The organism is Mycobacterium ulcerans subsp. shinshuense, from assembly GCF_002355775.1.
Lineage (GTDB): Bacteria > Actinomycetota > Actinomycetes > Mycobacteriales > Mycobacteriaceae > Mycobacterium > Mycobacterium marinum.
This window is the reverse complement of sequence record NZ_AP017624.1, coordinates 2,373,178-2,395,488: the sequence shown is the minus strand read 5'-3', so window position 1 is coordinate 2,395,488 and position 22,311 is coordinate 2,373,178. Positions and strand designations below refer to the sequence as shown.

The 22,311-nt window shown below is 64.8% G+C and carries 17 protein-coding genes and 4 pseudogenes; 13 read left to right on the top strand and 8 right to left on the bottom strand.

Features of this window, described 5'->3' with window-relative positions; all coding sequences use genetic code 11:
• The first annotated feature begins 56 nt into the window (after nt 1–56).
• A complete protein-coding gene (locus SHTP_RS10805; protein WP_096370586.1) occupies nt 57–917 on the top strand; it encodes an SCO6745 family protein in 861 nt (286 codons plus the stop codon).
• A 433-nt stretch (nt 918–1,350) separates the two neighbouring features.
• Entirely contained in the window at nt 1,351–2,406 is a 1,056-nt protein-coding gene (locus SHTP_RS10800) for a TolB-like translocation protein (protein ID WP_231991762.1), read from the top strand.
• Between the two features lie 3 nt (nt 2,407–2,409).
• On the opposite strand, the gene SHTP_RS10795 is transcribed toward SHTP_RS10800, so the two are convergent.
• Entirely contained in the window at nt 2,410–3,966 is a 1,557-nt protein-coding gene (locus tag SHTP_RS10795; protein ID WP_096370585.1) for a succinic semialdehyde dehydrogenase, read from the bottom strand.
• A gap of 168 nt (nt 3,967–4,134) precedes the next feature.
• Complete coding sequence (locus SHTP_RS10790) at nt 4,135–5,121, bottom strand: linear amide C-N hydrolase (protein WP_096370584.1); 987 nt, start codon at nt 5,119–5,121, stop codon at nt 4,135–4,137.
• A gap of 252 nt (nt 5,122–5,373) precedes the next feature.
• On the opposite strand from SHTP_RS10790, the gene SHTP_RS10785 reads away from it, so the two are divergent.
• Nucleotides 5,374–6,051, top strand: a complete 678-nt coding sequence (locus tag SHTP_RS10785) for a VldE C-terminal domain-containing protein (RefSeq protein ID WP_096370583.1) — start codon at nt 5,374–5,376, stop codon at nt 6,049–6,051.
• 207 nt (nt 6,052–6,258) lie between these two features.
• Nucleotides 6,259–8,704 (top strand): annotated as a pseudogene (locus SHTP_RS10780) (glycogen/starch/alpha-glucan phosphorylase).
• Between the two features lie 204 nt (nt 8,705–8,908).
• Here SHTP_RS10780 and SHTP_RS10775 read toward each other — a convergent pair.
• Nucleotides 8,909–9,221 (bottom strand): annotated as a pseudogene (locus SHTP_RS10775) (GlsB/YeaQ/YmgE family stress response membrane protein).
• Between the two features lie 185 nt (nt 9,222–9,406).
• Here SHTP_RS10775 and SHTP_RS10770 point away from each other — a divergent pair.
• Nucleotides 9,407–10,279, top strand: a complete 873-nt coding sequence (locus tag SHTP_RS10770) for an alpha/beta fold hydrolase (protein WP_096370582.1) — start codon at nt 9,407–9,409, stop codon at nt 10,277–10,279.
• A 41-nt stretch (nt 10,280–10,320) separates the two neighbouring features.
• On the opposite strand, the gene SHTP_RS10765 is transcribed toward SHTP_RS10770, so the two are convergent.
• Together SHTP_RS10765 and SHTP_RS10760 are read right to left on the bottom strand one after the other, a co-directional pair.
• The gene (locus SHTP_RS10765) at nt 10,321–11,676 is read right to left on the bottom strand and encodes a hypothetical protein (protein WP_096370581.1); all 1,356 of its coding nucleotides are present in this window, start codon (nt 11,674–11,676) and stop codon (nt 10,321–10,323) included.
• Nucleotides 11,676–12,575: a polyprenyl synthetase family protein gene (locus SHTP_RS10760; protein ID WP_172900534.1), complete on the bottom strand. Its 900-nt coding sequence runs from the start codon at nt 12,573–12,575 to the stop codon at nt 11,676–11,678. The genes SHTP_RS10765 and SHTP_RS10760 overlap by 1 nt, the downstream gene beginning before the upstream one ends.
• Before the next feature lie 631 nt (nt 12,576–13,206).
• Between SHTP_RS10760 and SHTP_RS10755 the strand changes: the two genes are divergently transcribed.
• The gene (locus tag SHTP_RS10755; protein ID WP_231991376.1) at nt 13,207–13,479 is read left to right on the top strand and encodes a RidA family protein; all 273 of its coding nucleotides are present in this window, start codon (nt 13,207–13,209) and stop codon (nt 13,477–13,479) included.
• Between the two features lie 119 nt (nt 13,480–13,598).
• Complete coding sequence (locus SHTP_RS10750) at nt 13,599–14,801, top strand: ISAs1-like element IS2404/ISMul1 family transposase (protein ID WP_420811867.1); 1,203 nt, start codon at nt 13,599–13,601, stop codon at nt 14,799–14,801.
• Here the strand turns inward: SHTP_RS10750 and SHTP_RS10745 are convergent.
• Nucleotides 14,798–15,751, bottom strand: a complete 954-nt coding sequence (locus SHTP_RS10745) for an aldose epimerase family protein (protein WP_231991375.1) — start codon at nt 15,749–15,751, stop codon at nt 14,798–14,800. The two genes, SHTP_RS10750 and SHTP_RS10745, sit on opposite strands and share 4 nt — an antisense overlap.
• A gap of 136 nt (nt 15,752–15,887) precedes the next feature.
• On the opposite strand from SHTP_RS10745, the gene SHTP_RS10740 reads away from it, so the two are divergent.
• The 5 genes from SHTP_RS10740 (at nt 15,888) to SHTP_RS10720 (ending at nt 18,558) form a co-directional block, all read left to right on the top strand.
• Complete coding sequence (locus SHTP_RS10740; RefSeq protein WP_020787579.1) at nt 15,888–16,052, top strand: hypothetical protein; 165 nt, start codon at nt 15,888–15,890, stop codon at nt 16,050–16,052.
• Entirely contained in the window at nt 16,049–16,693 is a 645-nt protein-coding gene (locus SHTP_RS10735) for a hypothetical protein (RefSeq protein ID WP_096370580.1), read from the top strand. Before SHTP_RS10740 ends, SHTP_RS10735 begins: the two co-directional genes overlap by 4 nt.
• Before the next feature lie 188 nt (nt 16,694–16,881).
• Entirely contained in the window at nt 16,882–17,217 is a 336-nt protein-coding gene (locus SHTP_RS10730; RefSeq protein WP_096370579.1) for a heme-binding protein, read from the top strand.
• 59 nt (nt 17,218–17,276) lie between these two features.
• Nucleotides 17,277–17,546 carry a hypothetical protein gene (locus tag SHTP_RS10725; RefSeq protein ID WP_012394282.1) on the top strand — a complete coding sequence of 90 codons (270 nt, stop codon included), beginning with the start codon at nt 17,277–17,279 and terminating at the stop codon, nt 17,544–17,546.
• Nucleotides 17,547–17,805: 259 nt separating this feature from the next.
• Nucleotides 17,806–18,558, top strand: a complete 753-nt coding sequence (locus SHTP_RS10720) for a phosphatidylethanolamine N-methyltransferase family domain-containing protein (RefSeq protein WP_096370578.1) — start codon at nt 17,806–17,808, stop codon at nt 18,556–18,558.
• Nucleotides 18,559–18,640: 82 nt separating this feature from the next.
• On the opposite strand, the pseudogene SHTP_RS28815 reads toward SHTP_RS10720, so the two are convergent.
• Both SHTP_RS28815 and SHTP_RS28810 read right to left on the bottom strand, forming a co-directional pair.
• Nucleotides 18,641–19,676: pseudogene (locus SHTP_RS28815) on the bottom strand (glycoside hydrolase family 64 protein); the annotation flags it as partial.
• A gap of 72 nt (nt 19,677–19,748) precedes the next feature.
• Nucleotides 19,749–20,465, bottom strand: a pseudogene (locus SHTP_RS28810) (PE family protein); the annotation flags it as partial.
• Between the two features lie 590 nt (nt 20,466–21,055).
• Between SHTP_RS28810 and SHTP_RS10705 the strand changes: the two are divergent.
• Entirely contained in the window at nt 21,056–21,592 is a 537-nt protein-coding gene (locus SHTP_RS10705; RefSeq protein WP_020787585.1) for a DUF6998 domain-containing protein, read from the top strand.
• The last annotated feature ends 719 nt before the right edge of the window (nt 21,593–22,311 follow it).

Sequence of the window (22,311 nt, the reverse complement as noted above, 5' to 3'; positions counted from 1 at the left end):
GACCCGTCGGGGCGGGTGCGCTCCCGCGGGGCGCCACCAAGTGGTTAGCTTCGGGAATGCAACGCACACCCGAGTTGGCCCGGCGTTTATACGATCGCTTCGAACCCATCCACGCCGTCACATATTTTGCTTCGGAGACCCGGGCAGCCCTGGCCAACCTTGGGTACCGCGGATTCTGGATGGGCTATTTCGCCGCCCGATCGGCCCCGCTGGGCCAGGTGGCGCCGGAGGTCGTGACAGCCGCCTTCTACAACTTCGCACCCGCACGGGTGGCCAAGGCCCTGCACGCGGCCTGGGACATCGCCGAGCCGCGGCTGGCGCTGCAGGCTCGCCAAGATTCGGCGGTGGCTGCCCTACGGCGTTACGGGCTCACCGACGACGACAACGTGCGCAGCGCTGGCCGGCTGGCCGGCAGCGCCGCCAGCCGGGCTTCGCTGGAGGGGCGCGCATTGTTTGCCGCCAATCGCGCCCTGCCGTGGCCAGAGGATCCGGTCGCGGCGCTGTGGCACGCAACGACCCTGCTGCGCGAGCATCGCGGGGACAGCCACGTAGCGGTGCTGGTGGCCGCCGGCGTCTCCGGACGCGAGTCAAATGTGTTCCACTGCGCGGCCGACGGAGTCCCCAACGACTACATGAAACTAACCCGCCACTACGACGACGCCGAGTGGCAAGCCTGTGTCAACAGCCTGGTCGGCCGCGGCCTGCTCACCGAAGAAGGATCGTTGGCGCCCGCCGGGCGCGAATTGCATGAGCACCTGGAGAACACCACCGATGCGCTGGCGCTGCGCGCCTTTGACGGTCTCGACGACGCCGAGCTGGACGCGTTGTTCCAGGCATTGACACAGGTCGCAAAGACCGTGATTTCCGCGGGTGACCTGCCCTCGGTGACGCCGATGAGTATACGGCGCGACTTTTAGCTACTGCTCGGATCGTATGGTCGCGAGGTGACCTCGCGCGGGCGAAACAGCGGACCGCGACAAGGCCCCTGTCCTCGTTGAACTTTCGCGCCCGATGCCGAAACCCGCTGCCACGCGGCCTCGTCGGGCATCCGTTCCCGCGACGGAACTCCGTTGTACAGCAGATGATTTCGGCTCGCCCGTCAACGCTAGTTCCAAACACCGACGCGCGCAACGGCGGTACGGCCGAAGCACCCACCGATGACGCCCGCGCCGCTGTTCACCGCATGCGCAGCCTCCGGGAACCGATAAGGTGGGATGCATGGCCTGGCGTCGCTCAGCCGCCCCGATAGTGGCATACCTTGTGGTACTGATGGTGGCGGCCTGCAGTCCAGCGGCCGATTCGGGGTCACCGCCGTCAAGCAAGCGCTCCACCGCCAACACTGGAACCTCGATGCCGGCGCTGTTCTATGCCAAGGCGGGTTCGCTGTATGTGAGCGATCCCGCCGGAACCCCCGGACGCAAGCTCACCGACGGACCGGCCGACACGCAGCCGGCGCCGTCCCCCGACGGCACGCGGGTGGCCTATGTCCACAAGAACAGCGCCTCGGACTACGGCGGTGAGCTGTGGGTGCTCGACCTGGCTGAGGATGCGCCGGCGGGGGCGCCCCACCGACTCGTGGACCCCGCCGCCCTCCCGCCGCCCCCCGGGCATCGACTCGGGCAGATCGTCAACCCGCGTTGGTCACCAACCGGCAAGCAGATCGCGTTCCTGCAGAACGACAGCAACGGCACCATGGCCGGCGGCCTGCTGATCGTCGCGGCCGCCGACACCGGCTCGGTGCTGTCGCCGCCGCAGCGCCCGGCCGCGGCCGACCAATATGCGTGGGCGCCGGACGGCAACCACATCGCGTGGGCGAACGCGCGCAGCGACGTGTCCCCCATCGACGTCAATGCCCTCGAGGTCGGCGCGGCCTCGGCTCCGGTCGCGATGGACACCAACGCGTATTCGGTGGCCTACGGCAGCGACGGTCGGTCGATCCTGTTCACCAACGGCGATGCCTCCGGTCCGAACTTCACCGAGATCCCGTTTGCGCTTCGCGACGGTGGCATCTATTCCGCCGCCGCACCCGGCGGCACCGGCACCGATCCGGCCGGAGCTCCCAGGACGGTGTTCGCCAGAGCCGGCTCCTACTACTCCGATCTCGCGGCGCTGTCCTCCGGCGAGCTGGCTTTCACCGAAACCCGAAGCGGCGAAGGCGAATCGTCGAAAAGCCTGCAGGTTCTCGATGTCTCGGGCGGCGCGCCGCAAACGATTGCCGCCAACGTCGCCGCCGAGGTCCAGGGGCCCCGGTGGGGAGCCGGCGACGTGGTCGCCTACCTGGAGAGCTCACCGGGCAAGCCGCTGGTCATCACCGATCTGGACAAGCGCACCCGCCAACAGATCGACACCGGGGTGGATGCGTTCGCCTGGCCACCCCAAGCCGCGACGGCAACCAGCGGCGGCTAGCGGTCACTTCCGCCCGGGCAGCTTCATCACCGTGCGCACGATCGGCAAGAGCGACTTCTGCCAGAGGGTGGGCGGGACGCCCATCGGCGGATCGAGGTTGAATACCCGCGCGGTGGCGATCGTCTGCGATTCGGTGTACTTGAGCAGCCCCTCGGGGCCGTGCCTGCGGCCGACCCCAGAGATTCCCATGCCGCCCATCGGTGCGCTCAGGCTTCCCCAGGCGAAGGCATAGCCCTCGTTGACGTTCACCGTTCCCGACCGCAACCGGGCGGCGATCTTCTCCCCCTCGGCGGACGAGCCCGCCCATACGCTGGCGTTGAGCCCGTATTCGGTGTCGTTGGCCTTCTCAACGGCTTCCTCGACGTCGGCAACCGGGTAGATCGAGACGAGCGGCCCAAACGTTTCGTTGTCCGCGCATTCCATTTCGTGGGTGACATCGGTCAGCACGGTCGGCTCGTAAAACAGCGGCCCGACATCGGGTCGAGCCTTGCCACCCGCAATCACCTTGGCGCCCTTGGCCGTTGCGTCATCCACGTGGCCGGACACGGTCTTGAGCTGTCCCTCGGAGATCAGGCTGCCCATGTCGACCGAGAAGTCGTAGGCGGTACCGAGCTTCATGCTTCGCACCGCATCGCCGAACTTGCGGGTGAACTCGTCGGCGATGTCTTTCTCGACGTAGATCCGCTCGATCGAGATGCACAATTGGCCCGCGTTGGAGAAGCAGGCGCGGGTGGCCACCTTGGCCACCTTGTCGAGGTTGACGCCGCGCGTCACGATCATCGCGTTCTTGCCGCCCAGTTCGGCCGAGAAACCAATGAGCCGACGGCCGGCGTGCTCGGCGAGCCGGCTGCCCGTCGCCGACGAACCGGTGAACATCAGGTAGTCGCAGTTATCGGCGATCGCGGTACCCACCACCGAGCCCGGGCCCGGCACGATCGCATACAGCGCGCGCGGCAGGCCGGCCCGGTACAGCAGCTCGGCGCACGCCAGTGCGCAGTACGGCGTCTGGCTGTCCGGCTTGAGCACCACCGCGTTACCCGCGATCAGCGCGGGAACCGAGTCCGACGCCGTGAGCGTCATGGGGTAATTCCATGGCGAAATCACCCCGACCACGCCTTTGGGCTGGTAGCCGACCGTGGTCTTGCCGATCCCGGGCAGCAGCGCCTGTACCGTGCGGGGCTTTAGCAGGCCCGCGGACACGCGTGCGTAGTAGTTGGCGTTGGCCACCAGGTCGACGACTTCCTCCTGCGCCGCCCAGCGCGCCTTGCCCGCCTCGGCCTGCAGCAGGTCCATCAGAAACTCGCGGTTCTCGATGACCAGATCGCGGTAGCGGCGGATGACCTCCGCGCGTTCGCTGACCGGACGCTTCGCCCAGTTGGCCTGTGCCGCGCGAGCTTCGGCAAACGCTGCCTCGACGTCTTCGGCGGTGCCGACCGGGATGGTGGTCAACGGTTTGCCAGTAAAGACCTCGTCGATGGTCCGGGTCGGACGAGCATCGACGTCCTTGATCGCGGCAAGGCTCAGTAGACGCTCGAAGACCGCGGATGACGGAACAGGCATATCGCTACCTCTCGAAGACGCACAGATTCGTTGGACATTTATAGGGCAAATGTAAGCCAGTTATAACAACAGACTAGCCGCCGATGAATTTGCTCAACCCAATGGCGACGAGTAGCCCGAATCCGGCCGGGCACCGCCGCCGAGTCGGGCCGCGAGGCGGCGCAGCGCTCAGCGCGGACTCGGTGCCAGGAAGTGGAACGGCGCGGCCGGCTCGAACTTCTGCGACACATCGCCGCCCTGATCGTCGGGGACACCGACGGTGAGCTTCATCGGTTGCGCGGCGGGCGTCAGATCGACCTTGTCGAGATCGACCCAGATCACCGACGGGTTGATCACCGAGTCGAAGTAATAGCGCCGAGCGTCGTGGTCGACCACCGATCGCCATAACGTGGACGCGATGTTGGGCTTGTCGGGGTCACTCATGCCCAGCGGTACTCCGATCGAGCGCATCTGCGAGAACACCGCCGCCACCGCCTGGCGCCGATCACTGAATTGCGGTGACGCCTTCAGGGCGTAGCTGGCGCGCACAAAGCGGTCCGCGGAGGTGATGGTTCCGGGCAGCATGTTGTGCCCGCCGATCAGATCCCAGTAGGTGTTGATGGCGAGCTGCTGCTCGAATACCGGCGAATTCGTCAACACCGTGTGGTCACGACTGTGGTGGATCACCAGCTTGGCGTCGAGGTACTCGAAGATCGCCGAATCGCCACCGGCTTCGGACAACGCGACATGCACCGAGGCGGCACGTCCGTTCGGCGCGTCGGCCGAGACCACCGTCATCGGATCGGCACTCATCGCCTCGACCGCCTCAGCGACCGTGCCGAAATTGTCGAGCAGGTACTGCACCCAGGCCCCCACCGAGATCGTCGGCTTGGACCGCGCGCCCTGGTCGCCGTAATCGGACTCGGTCAGGTAGAGCAGGTTGCCCACCATCCCCGCTTCGTTGACGCCGTCGGAGGTCGCCAGGTCGTAGATGCTCAGGATCACCGAGCCGTACTTTGAGGTCCACGTGATCGACCCCGCCCCCACCCCGCCGTCGCGGCGCATGCCGCGGGGAAACACCCAGCAGTCCGTTTGCATGTCCAGGTCGTTCCAGTCCATGCCGCGTCCGGTGACGTAGGTCCCCGTGCCGGTCCTGTAGAGAATGCGTGTACACATGCGACTCCCCGTTCCTGAAGCGACTGACCCCGAAACCGGTTCTGGTTCAAGCTGATCCCGAACAAACCGCCGTCATCGACCAACCGGTGCCGATGCTTTGGCGTCGAAGCCGATTATGGACCGTCGCAGTTCTGACCAGACCGCGGGCGGCACCGGCCCGATCCGGTCGAGCATCCGCCGGCGCACAAAGCCAGAAAACCAACGACCAAAACACTGTCCCATCCGTCCCACCCGACACTAGAGTGCTGTTTCGTGGGCATTAACGTCTTCGGCAATGGCCGGGGCCGGTGGTTGGCATTCACGGCCTCGCTGGCCTTGTCGGCCGCCATGATCTACGCCCAGAACGCCAAGCCTCCCTGTTGCGTCGAGCCGCCGGCGGCCGCTCCGGTGTCCCCCGCATCCCCGGCACCCGCACCGGTCAGCGCGCCGCACACCGCCAGTCCGGTGGAGGCCCAGTCGCTGGCGGCGAACGCGCCGGTGGCAGCTCAGGAATTCCAGTTCTCCCTGCCCTCCGGTGTCGCGCCGGAAAGTGGGTTGCAGGTCAAGACCATCTGGGCGGCCCGCGCCATCAGCGTCTTGTTTCCCCAGATCACCACCATCGGCGGGTTCCGGCAGGATCCGTTGAAGTGGCATCCCAACGGGTTGGCCATCGACGTGATGATCCCCGACCACGCCAGCCCCGAGGGAATCGAGCTGGGCAACCAGATCGCCGGCTACGCGTTGGCCAACGCCAAGCGCTGGGGTGTGCTTCACGTGATCTGGAGGCAGAAGATCTACCCGGGCATCGGAGCGCCGAGCTGGACGGCGGACTACGGCTCCGAAACGCTCAACCACTACGACCACGTGCATATCGCCACCGACGGCGGCGGATACCCGACCGGCCAGAAGACCTACTTCATCGGGTCGATGAAGCCGACGCCGCGGGAATGATCGATTCGGCGCTGCCCGCCATCGCCGTGCTGCCGCGGCGGTGTCGCGGCGTCAGATATTCATGAAGCGATTCACGCTCCGGTGCGATACTCGCAGGCATCAGGACGGCTGGAAACCAATGGGGGAAGCGCGACCATGAGTGATGTCATTCTGCCCGCGGCCCAGGCGGCCACCGCAGCCACGAATGTCGGCGATGTGCGCACCGGAATGAGTTCCGATGCCCTGCGTCAGGCGATTGAAGACCACCTGCGCTATTCGCTCGGGCGTCCCGCGGCCCTGCTGGAGCCCAAGCATTACTACCGCGCGCTCGCGCTGGCTGTGCGCGATCGGATGCAGCAGCGCTGGATCGAGACCACCCAGACCTATCTGGATCTCTCCCGCAAAGTGGCCTGTTACCTGTCGGCGGAGTTTCTGCTCGGCCCGCACCTGGGCAACAACTTGCTCAACCTGCAGATCGAGGAGGAGGCGCGCGCCGCGCTGACCGCGCTGGGGCAAGATTTTGACGAGGTACTGGCCTGCGAGGAGGAGCCCGGCCTGGGCAATGGAGGGTTGGGCCGGCTCGCGGCCTGCTATCTGGACTCGCTGGCCACCCTGCAGCGCCCGGCGGTCGGCTACGGGATCCGCTACGAGTTCGGCATCTTCGACCAGGAGATCCGCGACGGCTGGCAGGTGGAGAAGACCGACAACTGACTGGCCGACGGCAATCCCTGGGAGATCGTCAAACCCGAACTGAACTACCGGGTCGGCTGGGGCGGCCGCACCGAGTCCTACATCGATGAGCGGGACAGATACCGGGTGCGCTGGATTCCCCAGCGCGCGGTCAAGGGCGTCTACTACGGCACGCCCATTCAGGGCTACGGAGTCAACACCTGCAACACCCTCACGCTGTGGAGCGCCCGGGCCATCCAGTCACTGGCGCTGGATGCGTTCAACGCCGGCGACTACTACCGGGCGGTCGATGACCAGGTGGTGTCCGAAACCGTCACCAAGGTGCTCTACCCCAACGATGAGCCGGAAGTCGGCAAACAACTGCGGCTGGCCCAGCAGTACTTCTTTGTGTCCTGTTCGCTGCAGGACATCCTGCACCTGCTCGAGGACTTCGCCGGCTTGCCCGTGCAGGAGCTGCCCAACCGCGTGGCGATTCAACTCAACGACACCCACCCCTCGATCGCCGTGGCCGAGCTGATGCGGCTGCTGGTCGATGAACGTGACCTGGATTGGGAGGAGGCCTGGCGGATCACCGTGGCGTCGCTGGCCTACACCAATCACACCCTGTTGCCGGAAGCTCTCGAAACCTGGCCCCTGTCGATGTTTGAACGGTTCCTGCCGCGACATCTGGAGATCATCTACGAGATCAACCGGCGTTTCCTCGACGAGGTACGGGCACGGTTTCCCGGCGATGAGAACCGGGTCCGGCGGATGTCGCTGATCGGCGAGGACGGCGACCGCAGCATCCGCATGGCGCATCTGGCGACCGTGGGCAGCCACGCGGTCAACGGTGTCGCGGCCCTGCACTCCGAGCTGTTGAAAACCACTGTGCTCAAAGACTTCTACGAGATGTGGCCGCAGCGATTCAGCAACAAGACCAACGGGGTGACCCCGCGCCGATTCGTTGCCCTGGCCAATCCCGGCCTGCGCAAACTGCTCGATGAAACACTCGGCCCTGGGTGGTTGCGCAACCTGGACCGCTTGAGCGAGCTGGCGCCGTTGGCCGGTGATCCGGCGTTTCAGCAGCGGTGGCGGGCCGTCAAACGAACCAACAAGGCCCGGCTATCGGATTATGTGCGGTCCTGCACCGATATCGAGCTCGACCCGGACTGGCTTTTCGACATCCAGGTCAAGCGCATCCACGAATACAAGCGCCAGCATCTCAACGTGCTGCACATCATCACCGCCTACCACCGGCTCAAGCTCAATCCGGATCTGGAAACCGCTCCGCGCGCATACATTTTCGGCGGCAAGGCGGCACCCGGCTACATCATGGCCAAACTCATCATCAAACTGATCAACTCCGTCGCGGAAATCGTCAACTCCGATCCCGACGTCAACGACCGGATGAAGGTCGCGTTCATCCCGAACTTCAATGCGCAAAGCGGCCAGATGATCTATCCGGCGGCCGATCTCTCCGAGCAGATCTCCACGGCCGGCAAGGAAGCATCCGGCACGGGCAACATGAAGTTCATGATGAATGGTGCACTGACCATCGGCACCCTCGATGGGGCCAACGTCGAGATCCGCGAGCAGGTGGGCGCGCAGGATTTCTTCCTGTTCGGCCTGACCGTCCAGGACGTGCAGCGGGTTTCGGCCGCGGGCTATCGTCCCCGGGACTACATCCGCGAAAACGCGGAACTCTCGGCGGCTCTTGGGTTTGATTGGTTCGGGAGCGTTCTCCGGCGGTGACCCCGAGGTGTTTGCGCCGCTGATCGCCAACCTGAGCGAGCGGGATCCGTTCTTGGTCAATGCCGACTACGCCGACTACCTGCGCGCCCAGCAGCAAGTCAGCAACACCTGGCAAGACACCGAAAGCTGGACTCGCAAGTCGATTCTCAACTCCGCATACAGCGGGAAGTTTTCCTCAGATCGGGCGATCGCCGAATATTGCGACGATATCTGGAACATCGCCGCGGTGACCATTGGGTCCCGCCCGGACTGACTGCCCGGCTCGCCGGCGAGTGGCCGACACCTGCGCGGCGAGCACTCCCGTCCGCACTGGATGCCGCCCAAGGTACCCCCTTGAATAACCTTGGGCGGCATCACCATTAGCGACTATTGACCGCCGCGGTGTCGTCGGAGCCGGTGCAGGACTGCCGTAATCCCGGCCGTAGACGATCAGCCGGGATTACGGGTCGGCTGGCTGTCAGTGCAGCAGTCCGGAACGGCGACCGCCGGTGATGCCGGACGGAGTGCCGCCTGCCCATCAGCGAGGCAACCGCGGCCACGCCAACAGCGGCCACGATGACCTAGACCAGCAGTTCGAGCCAGTCGACGCCACTGGTCGCGGTCGGGATTCCGACAGCCGTTGCGATCGCGGTCCCGATGAACGCGGAGACGATGCCGACCAGGATGGTGACGAGCACTCCGATGGATTGTCGGCCTGGCACGACGAGTCGGCCGAGCACGCCGATTACCGTGCCGATGAGAATATCAGTGATAACGCCGGTGATAGTCATCTGTCCTCCAAGGGGGTTTGCAGGTGCAGTTGAAATACCCTCGGCGCCGGCCACATAAACGTCGGCGCGATGTACACACCGCCCACCGCTATCCGAATCGGCCGGCACTGGCCCGGATGTGCGGTGAACGTCGGTCGCAAGAAATTCACCCGGTTGATCGAATCTCGGCCCTAGGGTCGAAGCTTATGGAATCCGCTGCGCAGCCCCACCGGATCGAAGTGGGAGAAACCGTCTGCAACGACGGCACCGTGATCGGCCACACGGCGGCCGGCGAGGGCCCGGCCTTGGTGTTGTTGCCCGGCTGGTCGCTCACCGCGCAGATCTTCCGCCATCAGCTGGCTGGTTTGTCGCACACATGGCGGGTGCTGGCGATCGATCATCGCGGGCACGGTCGTTCGTCAACCCCCCAGCTCGGCTATCACATCCACCGCCTTGCCGCCGACCTGCGAACCGTATTGCAGACGCACCAACTCGATCAGGTCCATCTGCTCGGACATTCGATGGGGTGCGCGGTGATCTGGTCCTACCTCGAGCTATTCGGTACCGAACGGCTCGCCTCGCTGCTGCTGGTCGACCAGATGCCCTGCGCGCTAAGAAATCCCGCGTGGACCGGTGCCCAGGCTCTCGAGGCCGGAGCGACGATGGACCCCACCGGACTGTTCGCGTTCACTGATCGGCTGTGCGCCGATGGCGATGACCCGCGTCCGGACTTCGTCACCGAGGTTGTCTCCGAAGGCATCGGAGCAGATGAATTGGCCTGGCTCGTGGAGCAAGGCCAGACGTTGGACCGCCGCTGCGCCGCCGACCTGATCTTTGACGTGGCAACCCATGACTGGCGCGGGCTGATGGCGCACATCGGCTTGCCAACGCTGGTGCTGGCCGGCGACTCGGTCAATGTGCCGATCGCTTCCCAACGATGGATGTGGCGGCAGATCCCCGGCGCGCAATTTGCCCGGGTCCCGGGACGGCGGGGTGGCACGCACTTCCCATTCCTGGAAAACCCGCAGACCTTCAACGACGTGATGTCGCCGCATCTTTGCGCCCACCGGCCCGGCTGAGACCGGCCGGCCTCTGGCAAGCGCTTCGCGGGTACGGTGATCTAGGCCGGTGGGACCATGCGCAGCGAAACCCCGCTGTATCCGCCGGCGACCAAGTTGTATGAATTCGCGTAGTCCGAGTCGTGAAAGCTGAAGAAGTTGAGGACGAGCTTGGAAATCTCGGAACGCCCAGTGAGGTGGTGCAGACCCTGACATGCGTCGATCAGCGACCGCTCCGCCGTGCCATAGGCATGGGCAAAATAGTTCAATCGCTTGACGAAGGCCGGCGCCGCCTTGGCCACCGGCAAGGCATGTAGCGAGTCGAGAGCCAGATTGGTTTGGCGGCGCGTGAGGTCCTTCTCCAAGCGTGTGGTCATCGGGTCGTCGGCGCACACGCGGGCCAACACCTCATCGAACCTGGAATCCGTTGCCGCTGTGGCATCGGTGATCCGATTCGCCAGATCCTCACGGCCGGACTGATTCTTCAACAACTCGGGCCCGATGTCGCTCAGCAGGCAGACGAGACGATTGCACGCTGAAAGTGCGCGGAACAAGAGCAGATCGATCTCTTCCATCGGCACGTCGCGGTACTCGGGTGTGTCCAGCAGGAAGGCGATGTAGTACCCCAGGGTGGTGGAGGCCAAGATCGCATCGGCGCTGCTTTCCAGCCGCTGGCCGATTCCGCCCCTGAGTCCCGTGCCGATCATCCGATTGACGCCGGTGTAGCGCCCGAGCAGATAGCGCCGCACCGGTTCGGCGTAGCGCAGTCCCCTGATGGCGCGCAGCACCCCGCGAGCGGCGATGATGTTGCCGACGAGCAGCGGCCACAGCGCGGCGCGCACGTCAGCTCGCACATTCCGGCCGCATTGTGCGTTGAAGGCCTTGACCAGCTGTGAATAGGCAGCTCCACTCGGCGTCTGAATCAAGAAGTCGATGCGACGAGCGCTCGCGCGGCTATCGGCGAGCAACATCGGCGCTGCGGGCCTTGGCCTCGATAGCGCACGGATGGCCGCGTGATTGACATCGATCGCAAGTTTGCGCCGCAGCCGTTCGTGGGGGCCGTCGAGGCGAGGATCCATGCCGAGCCCGATGCCCAGATCGTTGGCGACAGCGTCGAAAGCCAGGTACGTGTTTAGGGCGGGGCTTTGTCCCAGCAGGTGCTCGGCGTGGGCGTCCTCCATTGAGTACAGAAGTACCTTTTCCGTCATCGCATGCGTGGCTCCGCTGCCGCTGAGACGCAGCCATTCGGGCTGCGCCGGACTCTGCGGCGACGAGCACCACAGGAAGAAGTCGCGGCACGGCGAGTCGGCAAATGCATCCTGCAACACGCCAACAATGCCTTTGGTGAGGTTGTCCAGCACCTCGTCGTGGGAGTTGCGCCGAAAACTGGCGATGTCCACGGCGTTTTCCCCGGCCATCAGCGCTCCCGGCAGCAGATCAGTTGCGACAACGCGATCAGATCGCGGGATCGCACGGCATCGGGCAGTGCCGCGACAGTCGCTTGAATGCGTTGATCGGCGCATCGCTGCACGGCGTGGCGTCCCGCGGCAACGTCGACAAGGGTTGCGGCGCGATCGATGTCACCGGTTGCCATGAAACTGCCGGAGTGGCAGAGCGCCGCCGGTTCGATGGCCGCTTCGGATCGTGAGTTCAGTGCGGCCGCCACCGTCAGTGTCGCGTTACGGCGGCCAAGGTCGTTGACGCATTGGAACGCCAGACCCAATTCACGGCCGAACCGTTCCAACGCCGCAATCGTGGCATCGCCGGCATCGGCGGCCAAAGCGCCTAGACCGCAACAACAACCGATCAAGGCCGCGGTCTTGCCTGCGGCCATCCGCTCGTAACTGTCGACCGGGCCGGCTTGACCGCATTCGAATGCGCAATCCTCGAACCGGCCGATACACAAGTCCAGGCACGACGTCTCCAACCGCATGACCGCCCGGACCGCCACGCCCGGGTCAGGCAGGTCGGTCAGGGTCCGAATAGCCGCAGTCTGCAACGCATCTCCCAACAGGATCGCGTTGTCGATGCCCCAGATACTCCACACCGCGCGCCTGCCGCCGCGGGTCACCTCCCCAGCCATCACGTCGTCATGGAGCAACGTGCCGTTGTGCACCAACTCCACCGCCGCCGCAATCGGCGCCGCGTTGCCGGCATCACCGCCGCAGGCCGCGGCGGCCGCCCAGACCAGGGCGGCGCGAACGAACGTGCCCGACGATCCTGCTAGGGCGGATCTATCGATATCCCACCAGTCAAGGTGGTAGCCGGCCATCGTCGCCAACGGTTCCGGCATCGACTCGACGGCCCTGCGCAACACCGGATCACACGCGGCTCAAGCGCTGCTCAAAAACAGCTGCACAACCTCGGCGGGCACATCGCTCTCACAAGTCCCGTCCGCGGTCAACGTGCCTCCCCAACGCCACGGGAACGTCCAGATCCCAGCGTTGCCAGCAAACTCACAACCAGTGTGTAAGTTCGCCGCGAACCGGCTTTCGACTCTCGATCACCACATCGGATCCTGCCAAAATTATCCGATTGGTGCACAACACGTCTCAATTCATTCCTTGGTTCTCGACGGCGGGTTGCGGCGGCTTTAATGGCGCCTTCACCAAGCATTTTAAATCGATATCAGCCCATCCCCGCGACCAATCAGCAAACCTGACATGGGTTCCGGGCGGCGGCCGCCCTGCCGTGTCTCACGACTTCGGTCCAACCTGGGCGAACAGGCCGAATGCCCCAGCAATCCGTCTCACGCCTGCAACACAAGATCGCGTGGTCGATCCGCCCAGCACCACGTCGGACCGGTTGCGAGATACCCGACGCGGCGCCTTCCGGTGTCGGCAATTGCGTCATCGACGCATACCATCCGGTACCGGCGGCCTGTTACGCTCGGAAAAGCCCACCACAAATTGCGCGCCTTTCAAACAATTCGCAGCGGAGGCAAGGCTATGGGTATTCCTACATTCATGATGTTCGACGCGGCGCCTGACGCGTGTGCACCGTATAGCCATGTTGTCGAAAGCGACGGCTGGTTATGGATCACCGGGCAGATGCCCAACTATCCCGACGACCACGCGAAGCCGCTACCGGACGGGATCGAGGCCCAGACCCGCAATGTGATGCACAACCTCGAGATTGTGCTCGGCGAGCTGGGCATCGGTTTCGGCAACGTGGTGCAGACACGCGCCTTCCTCACCCAGGGCTCCGGCGTTGTTGATTAGCAGGCTTGTGAGCTGGGTTGATGATCTTTGGTGCCGCGCTATTGGGGCCGGAATGTAGGCACGGGCTATCTGGAGAACGATCGAGTTGGTTACTGTTCGTCGTTGGTCTGGAGTTGCCCGTGCCTACCGTTTCAGTATTGCCTGTGTCGTCGGTTCCAGAGGTGTTCGACCGCTGGAGTCCTGGTGAGCGCAGCGAGCTCATCGGATCGGAGTTTCTCGATGTGTTGGCCTCGGTGCCAGACCCGAGGGACCCACGCGGTCGGAGGTATTCGCTGATGGCTTTGTTGGCGATCGCGGTTCTGGCCACTGCCGCGGGGATGCGCGGCTATGCTGGTTTTGCCACATGGGCGGCCACCGCTCCCGATGATGTGTTGGCCCAATTAGGGGTCCGGTTCCGGCGGCCCAGTGAGAAGACCTTCCGCGCTGTTTTGTCTCGGCTAGACCCCGCCGACCTCAACGCCAGGATGGGCAGTTACTTCACTGCACACGTGGCTAGCAGCGACCCCAGTGGATTGGTGCCGATCGCGTTGGACGGCAAGATGCTGCGTGGTGCTTTACGCGCCAAAGCGACAGCCACGCATCTCGTGTCGGTGTTCGCCCACCGTGCCCGATTGGTGCTCGGTCAACTCGCTGTCGCCGAGAAAAGCAATGAAATTCCCTGCGTACGTGCCCTGCTCACGCTGCTGCCGGGTAGCTTGCGGTGGCTGGTCACCGTGGATGCGATGCATACCCAGGTCGTCACCGCGAAGTTGATCTGCGCCACCTTGAAGTCGCACTACCTGATGATCGTCAAGTCCAACCAAGCCAAAATACTTGCGCGTATCACCGCGCTGCCCTGGGCCGAGGTGCCCGCAGCCGCTACCGACGACTCCCGCGGCCACGGCCGTGTCGAGACCCGCACCCTGCAAATCATCACCGCTGCACGAGGAATCGGCTTCCCCTACGCAAAACAAATCATCCGGATCACTCGTGAACGCTTGATCACCGCCACCGACCAGCGCAGCGTGGAGGTGGTCTATGCCATCTGCAGCCTGCCGTTCGAGCACGCCCGCCCTACCGCGATCATGACCTGGATGCGTCAACACTGGGGAATCGAGAACAGCCTGCACTGGATACGCGACGTCACCTTCGACGAAGACCGTCAAAGGGCACATACCGGAAACGGCGCACAGGTCCTAGCAACGCTACGCAACACCGCGATCAATCTGCACCGCCTCAACGGCGCCGACAACATCGCCGAAGCCTGCCGGATCACCGCTTTGACCGCCAACCGCCGCCTAGACCTCCTCAATCCACAATTCCCCAGCTCACAAGCCTGCTAATCAACAACGCCGGAGCCCTGGATCAATTCGGTGTTGTCGGCGCGGTTGATCACCCAGTTGTGGTCATAGCCGTGGGCCAGCAACAGTTGCGGGTCATTGTCGGTGATGTGCGCGCCGATCGCGGTCGGTGACGTGAAATCGAACGGCGTACCCCGCACCGCGGTGATCTGCCCGGTCGGGATCAGGGTGGAGTCGAATGGCGTGTAGTTGTCGGCATGGATGGTGACCTTGTGGCCGTAGACGTCAAGTGCGTCCTCACCGGCCAGGTTGAAGTAGCTGTGATTGGTCAGGTTGATCACGGTCGGCGCGTCGGTGCTGGCGTGGTAGTTGATGCGCAGTTGATTGTTCTGATCCAGGGTGTAGGTGACCGTTGTACTCAGTGCCCCGGGAAAGCCCATTTCTCCTGCGGGACTGACATAGTGGAGCTTCAAGCCCACGCTGTCACCGCCTTTTTCCACACTGGCCTGCCACACCTTGGTATCGAATCCGGCGGTGCCGCCGTGCAGGCTGTTACCGCCGTCGTTGATGGGCAGGTGATACTCGTGGCCGTCGAGCGCGAAGACTCCCCCGGCGATCCGGTTGCCGTAGCGGCCGATGATCGCGCCGAAGTAGGTCTTGGCGGATCCGGTGTTGTTCAGGTAGCCGGCCAGGGTCGGAAAGCCCAGCACCACATTGCCGATACGTCCGGTGCGATCGGGGACTTCGATCGACTGGATGATGCCGCCGTAAGTCAGGATTCGCACCCGCATTCCGCGCCCGCTGTTGAGCGTGTAGCGGCTCACCGGGGTCGCATCGACCTCACCGAACGGCTCGCTGGTGATCGACGGCGGCCCCGCCGGTGTCGATGCATTGCCGCGGCCCGTGGGCGGGTTGGTTGCCGTGTTGCTGCACGCCGCCAAGCCCGCCACCCCGGCGATGGCGATCAGTTGAAGTCCTCGTCTGCCGCGCATGGGCGCTCCTCGCACTCGTACGAGCAATGCTTGAAACTTGTCGATCGCCGGGGGAAGGCGCGTACCTTCCCGGATGACCGATTTGATGATTCCAAGCTAGACCGGCGCGCCAACGCTGGTCGGGAAGGCACGTCGGGTGCTCAGCGCAATCTCTGATTCCGGCGACCGGGACGACAGGCTGATCGGGGCCACCCGGTCGCGCTGGCGCGCGGTCAACGCACCGCATCTGGTTGCGCTGGTCCGCGCTGGGGCAAAGTTCGGCAACGGCGAACTCGTCGAACGCCCCGACGAGATCGCATGAACCCGCCGCCTCAAGGAAAGCGCTCGCTGGCGGGTCCCTCGTGGGCGACCTACCGGCAGAGCATCGGAGACAGATCCGGGCTGTTCGCAACCTTCGCAGCGGCCTGGGCGCCGGCGAAGGCACTGTATCCGGGCTGCTATCTCGACATCTCGCCCTCGACGGCGATCCCCTCGGTTACCTACGTCGACACCGACCGCCGCGCCGCACGCTACTTCGCCAGTCACGAATTCGCCGTCGCCGAATTGCGGGATCGCACCCGCCCCGGCGTCGAGCCCGATGTGAATTTCCTGCACGCCGACTACACCACCGCACTCGGCCTGGCGCAGGCCCACTTCGACCTGCTCATCTCGCTCTACGCAGGCCCACTGTGGGACCACCGCCAGCGCTACCTCAAACCCCGAGGCCTCTTCCTGGCCAACACCAGCCACGGTGACGCCAGCCTCGCTGCGCTCGACCCCCGACTCGAGCTCGTGGCCGCCGTTCACCACCGCGGTGAGCACTACCGCTTCGACACCGACGCACTCGACAGCTACCTGACCCCGAAGACGCCGACGGCGGCCGACCCCGACGCGATTCGCCGCAAGGGGCGAGGGATCGCCTACACCCGGACCGCGTTCGCCTACCTATTCCGACTGGCCTGACCGAGGCAATCCACCGGTAGTGACTACTTCTTCCACCCGGATTTCGTCGCAGTACGGGACTTTCGGCACTCCCGAGCTGCACGGTTGCCGTGTTGGACTTGCCCGAGACACAAACCGACGACGCTTTGTGCCCAGCAGTTTCCGACTGAAGTGTCGTTGGCGTAGCCACACCTCAGAAGGAGGTTGCCATGTCACTCTCAGCCCCAGCGGTGCACCGCGGGATCGCAGTCGGCGCATTCAGCGCCGCCCTGCTGTTCGGTAGCGCGGCTATCGCCGTTGCGGATCCGCCGGCGAACTGCACGGCCGCTGACCTGGCCCGCACCGCATCCGGTGTTTCCAACGCCACGACGGACTACCTGTTCAACCATCCCGACGTGAACGAATTCTTCACCGGTCTCAGGGGCCAGGATCGCGATGCGATGAGCGCGAACACGCAGAACTATCTCGACGCCAACCCGTCGGTGAAAGCCGACCTGCAGGGCATCCGTCAGCCGCTGGTTGATTTCAAGGGTCGCTGCCAATAACCCCTGCGCCGAGTGGTTGGGTCTTTGATCCCGCTCGGCCCGTCGGAAGGATGACTGCCATGCGAATCGGACGGATGAGCCTCGCTGCGATTCTCGCGACCGCCCCCGCCGCCGCGGCGGCGATGCTGGGCGCCGCCAGCGCCAGCGCCGCCCCCGGCGTGGAGGGCTGTGTCGACGTGGTTGGGGTGTCCGCCTGCACCAGCGTCGACATTGGCGTACCCAATATCAACGCGGTGGAGAACATCCCCTACGTCCCGGTGCCGAACATCAACCTGCCCAAGGTCAAGGTGAACCCGGGGCACGTCGGTGCGCCGGGGCGCGGACGGTAACGCCGCAGCTTTTCGCGAGCGGCTGCCCGCACCGGTATCGAACGCCGTGGTGTTGATGGCCGCCCTGATGGCGCCGGTGCGGCATGGACCCTCGAGTGCGCCGTCAAAGGCCCGCGCCTCTGGCGGGGTCTGGGCCCCCACGCGCCGTGCTGATGCGGTGAGGTACAAGGTGTTCTTGTTGGTCCTCAGCAGCGCCAGGCGCTCTCGGAAGGAGCTCGATTGAACTGGTAACACCGGCAACACGACCTATGACACCGTCTTGACGATCGCCCTGGCCGTCGCAGCGTTGGTCATCATCGGCGGCTTGTTTATGCAGAGTCCCTATGGTCGCTTCGGCGCCACCGCGGGCGGGGTGAATCTGAACCCGAAGCTGGGCTGGTGGCTGATGGAGATCCCGGCAACCGTGGTGTTCGCCATCTTCTATCTCACCGGCCCACAACGATTCGATGCCGCGCCGCTGGTGCTTGCGGCCGTCTGGCTGCTGCACTACGGCAACCGGGGCTGGTTCTTCCCCCTGTCGATCAGGCAGGTGCCGGGAAAGCGCAGCAGCTTCAACATCTCGGTGCTCGCGGCCGGAATGGTGATCACCTCGATGCACGGATATCTCAACGGGGCGTTCTTCAGCCACGACTACCGGCATCAGTACGACACCAAGTGGCTGACCGATCCGCGGTTTCTGCTCGGGACGCTCGTGTATCTGGCCGGATTCGTCCTGCTGGTCTGGTCGGAGTCGATCGTGCGCAATCTGCGGGACAAGAAAAACCCGGGTGCCACCGAGTACCAGATCCCCTACGGCGGCGGGTTCCGGTTCGTCACCAGTCCCGCGTACTTGGGCGAGCTGATCGCCTGGGCCGGGTTCGCCCTGCTGACCTGGTCGCTGGCCGGGGGTGCCATCTTTGCGATCACGGCAGGCAATCTGGTTCCACGAGCGTTCGCCACGCAGAAGTGGTACCGCGAGAAGTTCCCCGACTACCCCGCCGAGCGAAAAGCCTTGATACCCGGGGTGATCTGAGCAGTCGGGGCTCGGTTCCGCGGCTTCGTCTCAGCACAGACCCCCGATGCCCCGGCCCCATTGGCACCGGCCTTGGGAGGCATCAGCCCCCAAGGTTGAACGACAGCTCGGTCGGCGGCCGAGAGTTGTCGAGGATCAGCACCGAACTCTGGCTGTTCACGTCGTCGAAAGGGAAGCCGTAGGCCAGGTTGTTGATGCTGTCGGAATGGAAGAACTCCGCCCAGTTGTTCCACCGCCCGCCTGTCGGGTAGTAGTCGGCGACGTTGGACCATTGGTCGGGCGAGATCGCGACACCCCGGTTGAACGCCGCATCGAGTTCGGCGAGGAACGCACCCTGTTGGGCGGTGCCCACGAACGGGCCATTGGCGGCGAAGACTTCCGCCGTCGTCGGCTTGACCATCGTGTAGGTCGTGGAGCTGCCCCCGGTGAGGGTCACGCTGTAGACGAACTGGTCGCTGGCGTTGACGCTGCCCTGCACCGTGTACCCGGGCCCGTCGTAGTTGAACTGGTTGGTCTGGTAGGTCGTCCAGAAGTCATTGATCGATGGATCAAGGCAGGTGGACAGGCCTCCCGGCTGGGCGGTCCGCGGGGACAGGATCCGCACCGGGTCCCCGGTGGCATCGTGGACGACAAGTGACTGGAACTCCGTGGGGACCGTGGTCGCAAACTGCTGGAACACCTGAGCCCGCGACAGCGTCAGGCCGCTGGTGCCCGCAAAGCCGCTGGAGTCCTGGGTCACCGTCACCGAGAACGGGAACCCGAACTGGTCCACCTGTGTTGTGTTGCCGCCGAACGGGATTGCGCCGTTGTTGAAGGTCATCTCATACCAGTCATAGACGGTGCTGTAGTTCGGATCGGCCGGGTTGGCCGGGTCGGGACCCGCCCAGCCCATGTTGTCCGGGGCTGATGGCGATGTAGAGCGGCTGCTTCATCGAGATGAATACCCGGCCGCCCTGAAATTCCGACGGCGTCGTCAGGTTGCCCGCTTGGTCGAGAGTGAACGACATGTTGGCGTAGTTCACGCCGTCCTTCGTCAGGTGGCCCGGGGCATCGGCGGCGTTGTGGTCGATGGGGTGGGCAACCCCGTTCTGGTCGATCCAAGCCCAGTGGCCGGGTGTCGTCTGGCCGATTTCGGTCACGTAGATCTGGTTGTCGGGCAGACCGGTGTTGTTGATGAAGTCCTCGCGGAATCCGAAACCGCCGCCGCCGGCAGCGCCATTGGTGCCGGTCTGCCCGCCAATGCCCGCGTGACCGGGGCTCCCAAACAGTCCGGCCGCGCCGCCCGCGCCCGCGACGCCGCCAGTGCCGCCCGGACCGCCGGCACCGACCACGCCTTCGGCGTTGACTTGGCCCCCGACGCCGCCAGTGCCGCCCGCACCGCCGGCGCCGCCGGTCCCGCCATTGCCGAACAAGCCCGCCGCCCCGCCGACACCGCCGGACTGCCCGGGCGCCCCGGACCCGCCAGCACCGCCGTTACCCCACAAGATCCCGCCGGGCCCTCCGGCTTGACCGGTCCCCGGGGCACCGTTGGCGCCGTTGCCGATCAGCGGGCGTCCCAACAATGCGTTGGTGGGTGCATTGATGAGGTTCAGGGCGTCGCGCATGAGGGTCTGCAAGGACGAGGCACTGGCCGCCTCCGCGGCCGCATAGGCGCCGGCGGAGCCGTTGAGGCTTTGCACAAACTGCTGGTGATAGGTCGCCACCCGCGCACTGATCGCCTGATACTCCTGTGCGTGGGTGCCGAAGAACCCCGCAATCACCGCCGATACCTCATCGGCGCCAGCGGCCAGCACGGCCGTGGTCGAGCCCGCCGCGGCCGCGTTTGCCGCACCGACCGATGACCCGATACCCGCCAGATCCGATGCTGCCGCGGTCACCCACTCCGGCCTCACCATCGCAAATGACATTCTCGTGCCCTCCGACCAACCGCGTGCGCTTGCCCGCCACAATTGCAGAGATAGGCCACAGGTCAACGATGTTGCACAAGTTGAGATAGCCCGTTTTTGCTCTGCGCCGCGGGTTCGTCTCACGCAGACGCCAGAGCAGTGACGACAAGCTGGAATCGGGGAAGACGGATCTCAGCGGTAAGAATCGATCGCACTGCGCTGCCGAGAGGAAAAGGCAGCTCAATGGCGTCCGGTGACGATTGGGCGTGGGGAAATCGTGGCGTCGCGGCCGGGCGCGTTTTCGGTGCGGTCGGCCAGACAACCGTGACGCACCGGCCAGACCTCAAGCGCGACGCATTAAACGAAAACGCTCATTCGTCGGGCCGACCGTGTCGCATTCCGCGACATCGTTGGCAGCTGTCGCGCGACATCGTCAGCATCTCTCCGTTTCGCTAGGTCAGCCAGGTCGATGGCGCAGCTGGTCATCACGGCCGTGGTGGTCGACGGACGCCCCGTCGTTTTAACCTGAGGCTTGGGCAATTCAGGTGACCGGCAAATCAGTAGGGTTTGCAGTGTTGGCCGAACTGCACCTTGGAGTTAGGACACTGCTCATGCCAGCACCCACCAGCGGCAAGTGGCGGGATCGCGAAGAGCGGATGCAGCGGACGGCGGCACTGGTCGACCGCCTGCACGCGATCGTCGAGGAACTCGAGCTATTGCATCCGGGTCGGAAATTTCCCCTCGACGGACACCTCGTTGGGTCGTTGGCAGAAGCTGCGGCCGAGACGCTCTTCGATATCACGCTCATGCCGCCGTCGACACCGGGACATGATGCGATCAGCGAGGACCACCGCGCAGTCGAGATCAAGGGCACCTACGGCACCAGCGGCATCGCCATCAGGCCTACTTCCCACGACCATGCCTCGGCCCTGATTGTGCTCCGCTTGTCGCGCAAGTCCGACGAACACCCTGAGGTCGTCTACAACGGCCCGTTCGAAATCGCTGCCGCCGCTGCGGGACCCGTCGGGTCCAACGGGCAAGCACACATCAGCTTGAATCGGCTGCGCGCCCTCAACGAATCCGTCGCTGACGGAGACCGTGTCGCGCGTCGCCGCCAAGGAGGCCCCCTCGTTCTGGATCCCGAATAATCCCTGAGGTCCTGTGATGTCGGGCCATGACGGGCCAAGCATTAGATCTTGCGCGGTTACGGGCCGACCTCGACGGCGCGCGGCGCGCGACGGTCTACTGGCCCGGAATGCGGCGGCGACCGTCAGGCCTCCGCCGACGCCAAGGCCGACGGAGTCAGAGCGGCAGGCGCGTCGGTGTTCGGCTGACGTTGTTCGGCAACTCGGTCCCCGACTGATCCCTCCCCCGAAAAACAAGACCCGCTCCGACGCTGGCAACCCGACGTCACACACTGGCATTTCGCCGATCACAGCGGCGCAGAAATCCTCAACATCATCGACGACCATTCCCGCCTAGCGATCGCTGCCATCGCCTGCCCCACCATCACCGGCCCAGACCTCGTCGACACCTTCCTGACCGCCTTCACCACCCGTGCAACCCCCGCAGCACTCCATCAACTCGACCGACTCATCGATGACGGCCCCCGTCGGAAGAAAGCGCAGTCAGCATGGCGACCAGGTGTTGGAACTCGTTCGATCGTCTGGACAGCTCTCGCAACTCCATTGGGCAACTACGAAACAGCTTCATGAACCCACCGGAGGACGACAACCTGACCCATTGACGGTGTTGGCCCGTCGTTGATGGTGTTGGCCTGTCGCCAGCAACGCCGCACCTAACCGGGCGGCCGACTGTCGCATTTCTTTCGTCGTGAGCGTCTCGAAAGCCGCAGCCAAAGTGCTTC

Coding starts and splice junctions, on each gene's coding strand:
- SHTP_RS10730 (WP_096370579.1), top strand. CDS start 16,882: ATGTCACTCTCAGCCCCAGCGGTGCACCGCGGGATCGCAGTCGGCGCA.
- SHTP_RS10765 (WP_096370581.1), bottom strand. CDS start 11,676: ATGGCCGGGGAAAACGCCGTGGACATCGCCAGTTTTCGGCGCAACTCC.
- SHTP_RS10790 (WP_096370584.1), bottom strand. CDS start 5,121: ATGTGTACACGCATTCTCTACAGGACCGGCACGGGGACCTACGTCACC.
- SHTP_RS10795 (WP_096370585.1), bottom strand. CDS start 3,966: ATGCCTGTTCCGTCATCCGCGGTCTTCGAGCGTCTACTGAGCCTTGCC.
- SHTP_RS10800 (WP_231991762.1), top strand. CDS start 1,351: ATGCCGGCGCTGTTCTATGCCAAGGCGGGTTCGCTGTATGTGAGCGAT.
- SHTP_RS10705 (WP_020787585.1), top strand. CDS start 21,056: ATGCCAGCACCCACCAGCGGCAAGTGGCGGGATCGCGAAGAGCGGATG.
- SHTP_RS10725 (WP_012394282.1), top strand. CDS start 17,277: ATGCGAATCGGACGGATGAGCCTCGCTGCGATTCTCGCGACCGCCCCC.
- SHTP_RS10755 (WP_231991376.1), top strand. CDS start 13,207: ATGGGTATTCCTACATTCATGATGTTCGACGCGGCGCCTGACGCGTGT.
- SHTP_RS10770 (WP_096370582.1), top strand. CDS start 9,407: ATGGAATCCGCTGCGCAGCCCCACCGGATCGAAGTGGGAGAAACCGTC.
- SHTP_RS10735 (WP_096370580.1), top strand. CDS start 16,049: ATGAACCCGCCGCCTCAAGGAAAGCGCTCGCTGGCGGGTCCCTCGTGG.
- SHTP_RS10745 (WP_231991375.1), bottom strand. CDS start 15,751: ATGCGCGGCAGACGAGGACTTCAACTGATCGCCATCGCCGGGGTGGCG.
- SHTP_RS10805 (WP_096370586.1), top strand. CDS start 57: ATGCAACGCACACCCGAGTTGGCCCGGCGTTTATACGATCGCTTCGAA.